The sequence below is a fragment of the Plesiocystis pacifica SIR-1 genome (assembly GCF_000170895.1).
In the GTDB taxonomy this organism is placed as follows: Bacteria; Myxococcota_A; Polyangia; order Nannocystales; family Nannocystaceae; genus Plesiocystis; species Plesiocystis pacifica.
The window spans coordinates 40,973-52,917 of record NZ_ABCS01000032.1 but is presented as its reverse complement, the minus strand read 5'-3'; the positions used below and the strand labels follow the sequence as shown (position 1 = coordinate 52,917).

General features: G+C 72.4%; 8 protein-coding genes. 4 read left to right on the top strand and 4 right to left on the bottom strand.

Annotation, left to right across the window (positions count from 1 at the left end; translation table 11 throughout):
* Positions 1–14: 14 nt before the first annotated feature.
* Both PPSIR1_RS18000 and PPSIR1_RS17995 read left to right on the top strand, forming a co-directional pair.
* Positions 15–1,964 carry a hypothetical protein gene (locus PPSIR1_RS18000; RefSeq protein WP_006972540.1) on the top strand — a complete coding sequence of 650 codons (1,950 nt, stop codon included), beginning with the start codon at positions 15–17 and terminating at the stop codon, positions 1,962–1,964.
* Positions 1,942–3,939, top strand: coding sequence for a protein kinase family protein (locus PPSIR1_RS17995; protein WP_006972539.1), 1,998 nt, complete (start codon positions 1,942–1,944; stop codon positions 3,937–3,939). Before PPSIR1_RS18000 ends, PPSIR1_RS17995 begins: the two co-directional genes overlap by 23 nt.
* A gap of 11 nt (positions 3,940–3,950) precedes the next feature.
* Here PPSIR1_RS17995 and PPSIR1_RS17990 read toward each other — a convergent pair whose 3' ends face one another.
* Positions 3,951–4,559 (bottom strand): TetR/AcrR family transcriptional regulator, encoded by a 609-nt coding sequence (locus PPSIR1_RS17990; protein WP_086001446.1) that lies wholly within the window; start codon positions 4,557–4,559, stop codon positions 3,951–3,953.
* A 27-nt stretch (positions 4,560–4,586) separates the two neighbouring features.
* On the opposite strand from PPSIR1_RS17990, the gene PPSIR1_RS17985 reads away from it, so the two are divergent.
* Positions 4,587–6,638, top strand: coding sequence for a protein O-mannosyl-transferase family (locus PPSIR1_RS17985; RefSeq protein WP_086001445.1), 2,052 nt, complete (start codon positions 4,587–4,589; stop codon positions 6,636–6,638).
* Positions 6,639–6,862: 224 nt separating this feature from the next.
* Here the strand turns inward: PPSIR1_RS17985 and PPSIR1_RS17980 are convergent, their stop codons facing one another.
* Positions 6,863–7,510: a hypothetical protein gene (locus PPSIR1_RS17980; protein ID WP_006972536.1), complete on the bottom strand. Its 648-nt coding sequence runs from the start codon at positions 7,508–7,510 to the stop codon at positions 6,863–6,865.
* 82 nt (positions 7,511–7,592) lie between these two features.
* Here PPSIR1_RS17980 and PPSIR1_RS17975 point away from each other — a divergent pair, with 82 nt between their 5' ends.
* On the top strand, positions 7,593–8,468 hold the full coding sequence (locus tag PPSIR1_RS17975) for a 3'(2'),5'-bisphosphate nucleotidase CysQ family protein (RefSeq protein WP_006972535.1): 876 nt from the start codon (positions 7,593–7,595) through the stop codon (positions 8,466–8,468).
* A 1-nt stretch (position 8,469) separates the two neighbouring features.
* Here the strand turns inward: PPSIR1_RS17975 and PPSIR1_RS17970 are convergent, their stop codons facing one another.
* Together PPSIR1_RS17970 and PPSIR1_RS17965 are read right to left on the bottom strand one after the other, a co-directional pair.
* On the bottom strand, positions 8,470–10,320 hold the full coding sequence (locus PPSIR1_RS17970; RefSeq protein WP_157595678.1) for a TldD/PmbA family protein: 1,851 nt from the start codon (positions 10,318–10,320) through the stop codon (positions 8,470–8,472).
* 13 nt (positions 10,321–10,333) lie between these two features.
* A complete protein-coding gene (locus tag PPSIR1_RS17965) occupies positions 10,334–11,746 on the bottom strand; it encodes a TldD/PmbA family protein (protein ID WP_006972533.1) in 1,413 nt (470 codons plus the stop codon).
* Between the last annotated feature and the right edge of the window lie 199 nt (positions 11,747–11,945).

The following is an 11,945-nucleotide window of genomic DNA, read 5'->3' as shown; positions in this document are numbered from 1 at the left end:
CATACTAGGGCTCCGTGCCCATGCCCGAGCCCACGCGCCGAATCCCGTCGTCGGGTCGCCTCCCCCGCCTCGCCCTCTTGCTCGCCGCCCTCGGCGGCGCGGGAGGCTGCCAGGATCCGCCGGAGGAGGCGCCCGTGGACGCCCCGGCGATCGAGACCCCCGAGGAGCGCGAGGCCATGCGGACCGAGGCCCACCGCGAGGCCCTCGAGCGCGTCGTCGAGGACAGCCGCTCCGCCCTCGTCGCGGCCGACCCCGTCGCCGCGTGGCGGACCGGCCACGGACCGCCCGCGATCCCGCCGCTGACCCTGGCCCGACGCCTCGAGGTCCACGAGCTGCTCGAGCCGCTGCTGCGCGACATCCAGGAGATCGACGAAAAGCACCTCAACGCGCCCGAGGTGGTGATCCTGCGGGTGCTTCGCTTTGGCCTCCAGCGCCTCACCGACGAGCTCCAGCGCCACCCGTGGACCCGCGTCGATCCCATCGAGCCGCTGGTCCAGGTCGCCGAGGTCCTCGACGAGCTGCGCTATCGGCTGATCACCGGCGACTGCGCGGAAGACTGCCAGGCCATCCCGGAGGCCCTCGCCAAGGCCCTGCCGACCACGCGCGAGCAGATCGAGGCGGCGAGCGTGCCCATGGCCCAGGGCGCCCAGGCGAGGGCCGTGGCGCTGGCCGGGCGCGCGCGCTTGCTGGCCGCGGGGGTCCGGCGCAGCAAGGGCGAAGCGGACCCGCTGGCGGCCAACTTCGACACCCTCGCCGCGGCCATCGACGCCCACGCGGGCTGGCTCGGCGAGCTCTCGGCAGCCCTGCCCAAGGCGAGCGAGCACCACACCTGGACGGCCAAGCCGCCGCCGCTGGTCCCCGGCGGCGTCGAGTCCATCGAGCGCCTGCCCCCGGTCCTCGGCGTGCGCGCCCTGGCCCGCAAGGTCTCGGTCAGCGAGCGTATTGATTTGGTCCCGGACAGCTCGGCGCGGCAGCTGACCGTCCACGTCGCGCGCTGGCGCGGCATCGCCGAGCAGTTCCTCGCCGAGGCCAAGCCGCCCTCCCCGACCCCAACCGAGAATGGGGGCGAGACGGGCGAAAGCGAAGGCGACGCGCCGGACAGCCCCGACCCCATCGCCCTCGCCCAGTCCCTGCTCGGCGGCGACCTGCCCACGCCCATGACCCAGGCGCGCTGCGAAGCGGCCCTGGCCAAGCTGAACACCGGCCTCGAGGGCCTCGACATCGGCGCCCCAACCCTCGACTGCGCGACCTACCTGGCCTTCGCGCCCGAGACCATGACCGAGGCCGAGCTCGTCCTCGAGCTCCTCGACCTGGCCGTGATCGAGCCCCAGCGTCGGGCCCTGTGGCGCGAGGAGCTGGCCGAGCTCGCGCTGATCCGCGGGCGCTGGTCCGAGGGCGTGCACGTCCACCTGCGCCGGATCATGCTGCTGCGCGCCGTCGACTCCCTGCCCGCCCGCGCCCTCGCCGTGGTCGAGGGGCGGCAGGCGCTGTGCCGGGCCCAAGCCGCGCTGTGGATCCACGCCGAGCAGGGCCCCGCCGAGGAGGTGGCCATGGCCCTCGGCTCGAACTGCCGAGACTGGGCGACGAGCGACGCGGTCCGCGGGGACTGGCGATCTTCGGCGGCCCTCGCCGCCCTGCCCAGCGCCGGCCCGACCGCGCCCTTGGCCGAGCGCATGCAGGGCGAGAGCCTCGCCGATCCCCTGGGCTCGATGGCGGGCTACGGGCTGTCGCTGATCGGCGACGAGCCGGCGCAGATGGTCGGCTTCGATCGCTTCTTCTGGGCGCCGCTGGGCCAGATGCGGACCCTGGCGACGCCGCCGGGCATGCACCCCGACGGCTTCATCCTGCCCAGCGAGGGCCAACCCCAACCCGCGCCCCAAGGCGGCCACGCCCCCGAGCTCCAGGTCACCGTGGAGAAGTTCGGCCCCGGAGGAGAGCCCATTGCCGACCCTCGAGCGCCGTGAAGACCTGGGCAAGGGCCTCGCCCCCGAGCTCCGCGCGCGCCTGCGCCGGGGCGAGCACGAGGCCGTCGCGGGCGAGCTCGCCGGGGCCGGCCAGCACGCCGAGGCCGGCTGGGTGCTCGAGCAGATCTGGGACTTCGCCGGAGCCAGCGCCCGCTACCTCGACGCCGGGCGCCTGCTCGACGCGCTCCGGGCCGCCCTCGAAGACGGCGCCCCCGCGGCGGCCGAGGCGGTCTACCTCGCCCTCGAGGCCAGCGGCGACGCCGAGCAGGCCGAGGCCGCGGCCGCCCTGCTGACCAAGCGCCGCCGCCATCGCGAGGCCGCCCGCGTGCTCGAGATCGCCAAGGCCCCGCCGACCGAGCGCGCCGCGGCCCTCGAGCGCAGCGGCGATCGGCTCGCGGCCGCCACCGCCTTGGCCGAGTCGGGCATGACCCGCGAGGCCCTCGAGGCCCTCGGCCCCCTGCCCGTCCACGAGCGCCGCGACCTCGGCAACGCCAACAGCGACGCCAACCGCCACGCCGCCCAGCTCCACGCCCTCGCGGCCTCGCTGTGCTGGGATCTGGGCGACGCCGAGGCGGCCGCGCGCCACTGCCAGGAGGCCCGGCGCGCCGGGGCCTTCGCCGGAGAGCTCGGCGCCCAGGTCCGCCGGCTGCTCGCCCGCGCCCTCGCCAGCCTCGGCCACGACCTCGCCGCCCAGCTGGTGCTCGCCGAGGACGAGGCCCAGCCCGAGCGCAGCCCCACGGAGCTCGCCTCCCAGGGCCGCTACCGAGTCACCGGGACCTTGCCCGCCGTGTTCGCGGGCGCGGCCTACGTCGGGGTCGACCGCGTCGACCTCCAGGAGATCGAGCTGCACCTGCTGCTCGCCGAGTACGGCGACCTCGACCGCCCCGAGCCCGCCGTGTTGACGGCCCTCGACCGCTTCGCCGCCGCGGCCGTGGCCGCCGACGCCCTCGCCCACCCGGCCATCCGCCCGATCCTGCGCCTCGACGCCCGCGAGGGCCTGCTGGTCATGCCGCGCCGGGAAGGCCCGATCCTCCGCAACCTGATCCGCCCCCCAGGCCTCGCCGCGGCCGCGGGCGCCCGGGCCCGCTCGCTGATCGCCTTCATGCTCGAGGCCCTTGCCCAAGCCCACGCGGCCGGGCTCACCCACGGCTCCCTGTTCCCTAGCCAGATCGTCTGCGACGCCCTCGGCCGCCCGCTGCTCGGGCCCTTCGGCGCCCACCACCTCGCCGGGCTCGTCGCCACGCGCACCGGCGGCCTTGACGAGCTCCTGGCCATGACCCCGCCCGAGCAGCGCGCCGGCGCGCCGGCGTCCCAGGCCGGCGACATCTACATGCTCGGCGCGCTGTGGGCCGCCCTGTCCGTGGGCCGCTTCACCCCCGAGGCGAGCGCCCTCCCGGCCGCCGACCGCGACGAGATCGCGCGATGGATGGACCCGGACCCCGACGCGCGCCCGCCCGCCCACGAGGCCCTGGCCCGGATCCGCACGCCGATCGGCGACCTCAGCCAGCTCGCTGGCGACCGCTTCGCCTCGATCAGCGCCGACTCGGGCAGCTTCCCCCCGCCGGGCGCCTCGGGCAGCGGCCCCGTCGACCGCCGCCTCGGCCGGGCGCTCACCGTCATCGCCGCGGACAGCTGGACCGACCACGAGCTCGATCTGCTGTGCACCGCTCGCAACCCCTGGCTGCAAAACATCCTCGACCGCGAGGGTCGACGCTTTCAGCTCGCCGCCTGGCCGAGCGGCTGCCGCACCCTCGAGCCCGGCGCGGACTGGCGGGCGCTCATCGACGCCCGGGCCCTCGAGCTGCTGCGCGCCAGCTCCGAGCCCAACGCGCCGCAGGCTAGCGAGACTCAGGCCAGCGAGCCCTCCGACGACGCCCTGCGCGACGCCCTGACGGCCCGCCTCGACAGCTCGATGCTGGTCGTCACGCCCGCGGGCGAGCTCATGCTCGCCCTCGACAAATTGCTGCCGCGCTAGGCGGCGAGCCCTTACTTGGTCAGCGTCGAGATCACACCATCGGCGAAGGCGTCGATGAGGGTCTTCTCGTCGGGGATCGGGAACGCCGGGTGCTTCTCGCTAAAGCGCCCGTTGTTGAGCAGCGAGCACAGCCCATGGACCGATGCCCACACCCGGAAGGAGGCGAGCTCGATGCTGATGTCGTCGCGCCACACCCCGGCCTCGCGCCCCGCCGCCATGGTCTCCTTGAGCAGGCCCAGCGGTCGCAAGATGAACTTGATGTCGTCTTGGCTCATGCGATCCCACTCGAGCTGGTCGTGCTCCATCAGCACCGAGTAGAGCCACGGGTTGCCCCGCGCGAACTGAATGTAGCGACGGGTAATGTCGCGCATGCGCTCGACGATGTCCGTCTGCTCGAAGGCCGGCTTGAGCGAGTCGTGGAGTAGATCGAGGCCGTAGACCCGAATCTCCCGCAAGATCGACGCCTTGCTCTCGAAGTGCTGATAGAGCGCCGTCGCGCTCACGCCAAGGCGGGAAGCAATCCCCCGCATGGTCAGACCCTCCTCACCGAGCTGGCTTCCGAGCTCCAGGCTGGTCTGAATGATGGACTCCCTCAAACCTGCATTACAGCGCCGAGACACGAGCCTACGATAACATCATTCTGCTCGATGATGAGGGACAAAGCGCAGGCGAGTGAGGCCGAGCCCGACGTGCGCTCGCGGGTCATCGATTCGAGCCTCGTGTCGAGCGCAGCCTTGCTGCTGGCCATCGCCGGGCTCGCGCTGTGGTCCATGCCCCGGGCCGTGCAGGCCGGCGACGCCGGAGAGTTCGCCACGATCATGCTCCGTGGTGGCGTAGCGCACCCTTCGGGCTACCCGTGGATGCGCATCCTGGGCCTGCTCTCGCGGGTGTGCGAAGGCCTCGGCATCCCCCCTGCGATCGCCGCTGCGCTCCCCTCGAGCCTCGCCGGCGTGGTCGCCTTCGTGCTGATCCACCGCTGCGCCCTCGCGCTGTGCACCGAAGACGACGCCCCGCTGCCGCCCGCGATCGCCTGGGCCAGCGCCGGGATCGTGCTGCTCGTCGCGTCCGCGCCAGCCGTGGGCCTGCACGTGTTCGACTCCGAGGTGTGGGGCCCTCACCTGCTGTTTTGTGCCCTGTTCCTGCGCACAGCCTTGCGCCCTCCCCCGCCCGAACGCTCCCCGATCCGCCGCTCCCTCGGCCTCGGCCTGCTCCTCGGCCTCGCGCTCAGCCACCACCTCACGGCCGTGCTGCTCGTCCCCCTGGCCGTGGGTGCCGCGTGGCCCCGCAACACGAAGCCGGGCTCGGGTTTTCCGAAATTGCTCGTCGCGACCGGGGGCGCGGGCCTGCTCGGCAGCGCCCTGGGCCTCGCGCCCCTGCTGACCCTGCCGATCGGCGCAGGCGGAGCGTGGCGCTGGGGCGACGTCCGATCTCCCGCGGGCTTCGCCCACCACGTGCTGCGCCGAGACTACGGGACCTTCAGCCTGAGCCTCCACGAAGAAGAGGTCGCCGCCACCGCGACCCTCGGCCGCAGCCTCACCAACCTCGGCGAGGTGTTCACCGCGAGCACGGCCAGCTCCGCGTGGATCGGCGCCGCGATCGTCCTCGGCCTCGCCACCTTTCTAGTCCTCGCGGCCGCGCGCCGGGGCCCCGAGACTGAAACGGGTTCGAGCTCCGCCGGCCCCAACCCCGGCGTGCTCCTGGGCTGGCTCGGGGCCCTGCTCGCCTGCACCGTGGCCTTCCCCGCGATCCAGAACATCGACCCCGCGACCCCCTTCGGCGCGTGGATCCTCGAGCGCTTCGACCTGCTCCCCGCCCTGCTGTGGACGCCCGCCCTGATCTGGGCCGCGGTCCGCGGGGGGCGATCCCTCGCCTCTTCGCAGTCTCTCGCCGGCTCGAAGGCCAGCCGCTCCGCGACCCTGCTCGCCGTCGGCGGCCTCGGCCTCGTCCTCGTCCTGCTCCTCGCTCAGCTCGGCGCCGTGCTCGAGCGCGGCCGCCCTGCCACCGAGCGCGGGGTCGAGGTCGCCGCCCTCGACCTCGTCAGCAGCCCCGACCCCGAGGGACCCGGCGTCCCGGCCACGCCCGACGACTCCGGCTCACCGCCCGTGCGCGCCATCGTGTTCGGCACCGACGACCACCGCAGCTTCCCCGCCCTCTACGTCCAGTCGGTCCTCGGCGCCGGCGAGCACACCCTCTACATCGACGCCCAGCTCCTCGTGCACCCCTGGTACCGCGCCCACCTCCGCGAGCGCCTGCCCAGCCTCCCCGACGTCGAAAAACCCCTGCGCCTGATCGGGGCGATCTGGTCCGACCCCGAGCTCGACAGCGTCCCCATCTACCTCGCCAACGTCTTCTCCGAGCCCGCCCAGCGCCTCCCCCGAGTCCCCGAAGGCCTGCTGTGGCGCGTCGTCCTCCCCCCGGACCACCCCCGCTTTCGCCCCGAGGACTGGCAACCCGAGGCCATCGCCCAGCGCCACCTCGCCGCCCTCGATCGCTGCCAGGCCCGCCCCGAAGACTTCGCCGGCCTCGAGCACCCCAAGAGCCACCCCTGGTCCGCCGACCTCGCCAGCGCCTACGTCGAGCCGAGCCGCGCCCTGATCGTCCAGCTCGCCCGCAGCGGCCACCCCGAGCTCGCCGAGACCTACGTCCCCGCCATCGCCGAGTCCGTCCAAGAGCACGTCGGCGTCGACCTGCTCGACTAGCTCTCACTACGCGAAAGGCCCCCAGCCCCCGCAAACCCAAGCGGGCACAAGAGGGCCGGGAGGGTCGGATCCCCCAGCGTTAGGAGCCGCCCCAGCGAGGGCCGGAGCCCCGACCCACGCCAACACCAAGAGCCCGAGACCAGACCACCCCACGCACGCAGGCGACAGCGGGGGATCCGACCCTCCCGGCCCGTGCCCGCCCCCCAACGAAGCCGAGAGACTCCTCAGTCCCCAGCCAAGCCCTCGACCCGAGCCAAACTCCCCCCCAACAACACCCGCCGCGACCCCTCCGCCACGACCACCCCCCCGAGCACCCCACCCGTCGCCGGAACCCAAAGCCCCGTCAACCAAACCATGTAGCCCAGCGCCGCGCACATGAGGACCCCAAACACCACCACGCGCGCGAGGTTGCGACGCCCCAGCCCCTCGAACATCTCCCGCCGGGTCTGGATCGGCACCCACAGCCGGACCTGCGCCTCGAGCTCGTCAAAGCCCTCGCTCGCCCGAGGGATGATGATCTGCTTGCGCCCGCCTCCGATCATCAGGTTGCGCCGGTCAGCGAACGCCGTCTTGATCGACCCCCGAGGGATGCGGGCCACGGCCTCCCCGCCGACGTAGCGGGTCAGCACCTCATCCTCGAGCTCAAAGCGCTCCGCGAGGGGCAGGCGCAGCTCTCGGGCCCCGCGCACGCTGCCGAAGCCCCCGGCGAACACCACGACCCCCGAGATCGTCGCCAGGAGCCACAGCTCGGGGCGCCACATCGCGAGGGTCGCCACGAACACCGGCAGCGCGGTCCAAAAGCCGTACAGAGCCTGGCTCACGAGCCTCGCCCGGTGCGCGTGCAGGGCCTCGCCTTCGATGCTGCCGACCATGGTCCCGGTCTAGCACGCTCCCGCGGCTCGATGGTCTGGTCCGACTTGCTCGACGGACGCGTCGACCGCCATACTCCGCGCGATGACGGTCCTCGCCCAGGAGCTTCGCTGCGCCCTCGAACTCATCGAACGCTGCGGCGCCATCGCCCTGCGCATCCAGTCTGGCGGCGACGAGACCCTCCAGACCACGGACAAGGCCGACGACCAGGGCCCCGTGACCCAGGCCGACCTCGCCGTCGAGCAGGCCATCGTCGAGACCCTGCGGGCCCAATTCCCGGGCGACGCCATCTTGGCCGAGGAGAAGGCCCGCGACGACGCCTGGCGCCGGACCGAGCGGGTGTGGATGATCGACCCCGTCGACGGGACCCGCGACTTCGCCGGCGGCGACCCCAGCTGGGCGATCCACATCGGCCTGTGCGTCGGGGGCCGCCCCGCCCTCGGGGTGGTCGCCCAACCCGGGAGCCGGCGCGTCAGCTGGGGCGTCGAGCTTGGCCCCGGCCCTGCTGACCACCGCGAGGCCTGGACCCGCGTGGGCGACGGAGCCCCCCAGGCGTTGACCGGGCCCGCGGCCCAGCGCGACCCCCTCGAGTGGCAGCTCGTGACCAGCAAGAGCCACCGCAGCCCTCGCCTCGACCCCCTCGCCGAGCGCCTCGCCATCCCCCGCGACCAGCAGCTGCGCACCGGCAGCTGCGGGGTCAAGACCACCATGGTCGCCCGGGGTCAGGCCCGCATCTACGCCCACCCCTCGATCGGCACCAAGCTGTGGGACAGCTGCGCTCCCCAGGTCATCCTCCACGCCACCGGGGGCACGCTGACCTCGCTGACCGGGCGCGCCATCGACTACGCCGGGCCCGACATCGGCAACGACCACGGGCTGCTGGCCACGGGCCCTGGCCAGGACCACGCGGCCATCGTCGCCGCCCTCGCGCCGCTGGCCGCCGAGTGGTTCCCGGCCTGAGCTAGCCCCGGCCCGAGATGGTCATGTAGTCGACGCGGAAGCTCGGCGCGGCCACGGAGCTGGTGAACTCGAGGTCGTCGGCGACGGCGTCGATGCCCAGGAGCATGTCGCCGAGGTTGCGCGAGATGGTCACCTCGCTCACCGGCCGGGTCAGCTCGCCGTTCTCGATCAAAAAGCCCGAGGCCCCGCGGCTGAAGTTGCCGGTCACCGGGTCGAAGCCAAAGCCCATCATAGAAGTGACGTAGAGCCCCTTTTCGATGCCGCGCAGCAAGCTCACCGGCTTGCTCCGCCCCTTCTTCATGTAGAGGTTGCTCGTCGTCGCGTAGGGGATGCCCCCGCCCCCGCCGGCGGCGTGGGTCGGGCGCAGCTTGAGCTTGCGCGCGCTGTAGGTGTCGAGCAGGAAGCGATCGAGGCGGCCCGCGCGGACGATCGGGTTGACCTTGACCGAGCGGCCCTCGCCGTCGTGCCGGCGCGAGCCGAGGCCCCGGGGCAGCAGCGGGTCGTCGACGATGCTGACCTTGTTGCTGGCCACGAGCTCGCCGAGCTTGTCCTTGAGGAAGCTCTGGTCGCGGTAGACCGAGTCCCCCATGACGCAGCCGCCGACCATGCTGACGATGGCCCGGGCGATCTCGCGGTCGAAGACCACCGGGTAGACCCCGGTGTCCATCTGGCTCGCGCCCAGGCGCCGCACGGCTCGCTGGGCCGCCTCCCGACCCACGACCCGCGGATCGAGGAGGTCCTCCATGTACCGCGCCGCGGTCCAGTGCGAGCCGTTGCGCTTCTTGCCGCCCTCGTCGTCGCAGATGACCTGCGTCGACAAGCTCGCGTAGGTCCCCGCGTCCCGGCCGAGGAAGCCGCCAGAGGTCATCAACACGCTGTGGATGGCGCCGCGGGCGAAGGTCGCCCCCTCCGAAGAGGTGATGCGCCGGTCCGCGGAGAAGGCCGCCTTCTCGCAGCGCAGCGCCAGCTTGAGGGCGCGGTCGGCCTTGACCCGGGCCATCTTGGGGTCCCACAGGTCGAGGGTCGGGAAGGTCTTGGTCAGCTCCCGCGGGCTGGGCGGGACGGCGAGCGGGTCCGGCTCGGACAGCTCGGCCATCTCGACCACCCGGGCGAGGAAGCGCTCGACGGCCTGCGGGCCCAGGTCCGTGGTCGAGGAGGTCGCCACGCGCTCGCCGTGGACGATGCGCACGTTCATCCCGCGGGACTTGGCCTCCTTGACCAGCTCGACCTCGCCCTGGCGGACCCCCGCCTCGAGGCGCTCGCCCTGGGCGACGGAGATCTCCGCGTGGTCGACCCCGAGCTTGGCGAGGTGGTCGAGGGCGTGGCTGGCTGCCTGCTCGAGGCTGTCGAGGAGGCGGACGGCGTTGCGCGGCAAGGAGCCGTGCACCGCTGGCGCTTTTTTCTTCGCTGCCGGCTTCTTCGCTGCCGGCTTCTTCGCTGCCGGCTTCTTCGCTGCCGGCTTCCGCTTTACGGCCTTCTTCTTCACAGCCGCTTTCTTCGCCGGCCGCTTCTTCGCTGCCGTCTTCTTCTTCGCAGCCGTCTTCTTCTTCGCAGCCGTCTTCTTCTTCGCAGCCGTCTTCTTCTTCGCAACCGTCTTCTTCTTCGCGGCCGTCTTCTTCTTCGCAACCGTCTTCTTCTTCGCGGCCGTCTTCTTCTTCGCTGCTTTCTTCTTCACAGCTTTCTTCTTCACGGCTTTCTTCTTCACGGCTTTCTTCTTCGCCGCCGTCTTCTTCTTCGCAGCTGCCCGCTTCGGCCCGGTGTTCCGGCCGCGGCTCGACCCCTTGCTCCCCCGTCGGGTCACGGTCTTCTTGGTCACGGGCTTCGCCTTCTTCGCACGTTTTTTCTTGGCCATGTCGTCCTCCGCCTCAGCCGATCTTCGATCCACCCACGGTCAGCGCGTCGAGCTTGACGGTGGGCATGCCCACGCCGACGGGGACGCTCTGCCCGTCCTTGCCGCAGGTCCACATGCCGTCGGACAGCTCGAAGTCGTGGCCGACCATGCTGACCGTGGCCAGGGCCTCGGGCCCGTTGCCGATCAGGTTGACGCCCTTGAGCGGCGCGGTCAGCTTGCCCTTTTCGATCAGGTAGCCCTCGGTCAGCGAGAACACGAAGTCGCCGTTGGAGATGTTGACCTGGCCGCCGGAGAACTTGCGGGCGTAGATGCCCCGGTCCACGGACTTGATGATGTCCTCGGGGTCGTCCTGGCCGGCCTCCATGAAGGTGTTGGTCATGCGCGGCATGGGCGGGTGGCGGAAGCTCTGGCGCCGGCCGCTGCCCGAGGGCCTAGTTTTGAACCAGTCGGCGCTGATGCGGTCGTGCAGGTAACCCTTTAGGATGCCGCCCTCGATGAGCCGGTGGTTCTTGGGCAGCACGCCCTCGTCGTCGACGTTGATGCTGCCGCGGGAGCTCGCCAGCGCCGGATCGTCGACGACGGTGACCAGCTCCGAGGCCACAGACTCGCCGAGCTGGTCGGTGTAGTTGGAGGTCCGCTTGCGGTTGAAGTCCGCCTCGAGGCCGTGGCCGACGGCCTCGTGCAGCAAGATGCCCGAGTCCCCGGGGGCGAGGACCACCGGCATGGTCCCGGCCGGCGCCTCGCGGCTGTCGAGGTTGAGCACGGCCACGCGCGTGGCCTCCTCGCCGTGGTCCTCGGGGCTGACGGACTCGAAGTACTCGAGGCCCATGCGCCCGCCGCCCGAGCTGCTGCCCTGCTCGACCCGGCTGTCCCGGCGCGCGACGGCCATGACCGACATGCGGCACATCGGCTGGAAGTCGTAGACCATGTCGCCGCGGCTCGAGACCACGAGGATCTCCTTGTGGACCGCGACCAAGCTGGCGTCGACGCGGACGACCTCGGCGCTCGCGGCTCGGGCCGCGCGGTCGGCCCGGCGCAGCAGCTCGACCCGGGCCTTGCCGTCGACGTCGACGATCTCGGTGTCGCCGAGGGCGTAGGCGTCCTTGGCCCGGCGCCGCCGCACCTTGATGGCTTTGTGGGTCGCGGAGCCCGAGGCGATGCGCGCCGCGGTCTCGGCCGCCTCGGCCATGGCCCCGGGCTCGAGGCTCTCGGCGTAGGCGTAGCCCACGGCCTGGCCCAGGACCACGCGGATGCCCACGCCCATGTCGACCGAGCCCCCGACGCTGCGCACCCGGCCGTCCTCCATGGAGATCGAGGCCGTGCGGCGGTACTCGAAGTAGAGGTCGGCGAAGTCGCCTCCCCGAGACAGCGCCCGCTCGAGCAGCTCGGCGGCGAGCTCCTTGGACACGGCCTCGGGCCCCGTCATGAACGGGGCCTCGGGCTTGCGGACTGCAGGTTTGCTGGGGGCGCTTCGAGCTGGAGCGGCTGCCATCCCCAGGAGTCTACCCCCGCTTTCGCCGCCGTCAGACAGCCACTCAGCTCGGCCGGCCAGACCCCACAACCAAACCAAAGAGACAGGGCGACCCGACTGCTCGGATCGCCCTGAATGCATCGACGCCGCCGTG

Excerpts from the sequence above, each read along its gene's own strand:
- PPSIR1_RS17965 (WP_006972533.1), bottom strand. The coding sequence starts at position 11,746 with ATGACGGGGCCCGAGGCCGTGTCCAAGGAGCTCGCCGCCGAGCTGCTC.
- PPSIR1_RS17970 (WP_157595678.1), bottom strand. The coding sequence starts at position 10,320 with ATGGCCAAGAAAAAACGTGCGAAGAAGGCGAAGCCCGTGACCAAGAAG.
- PPSIR1_RS17985 (WP_086001445.1), top strand. The coding sequence starts at position 4,587 with ATGATGAGGGACAAAGCGCAGGCGAGTGAGGCCGAGCCCGACGTGCGC.
- PPSIR1_RS17980 (WP_006972536.1), bottom strand. The coding sequence starts at position 7,510 with ATGGTCGGCAGCATCGAAGGCGAGGCCCTGCACGCGCACCGGGCGAGG.
- PPSIR1_RS17975 (WP_006972535.1), top strand. The coding sequence starts at position 7,593 with ATGACGGTCCTCGCCCAGGAGCTTCGCTGCGCCCTCGAACTCATCGAA.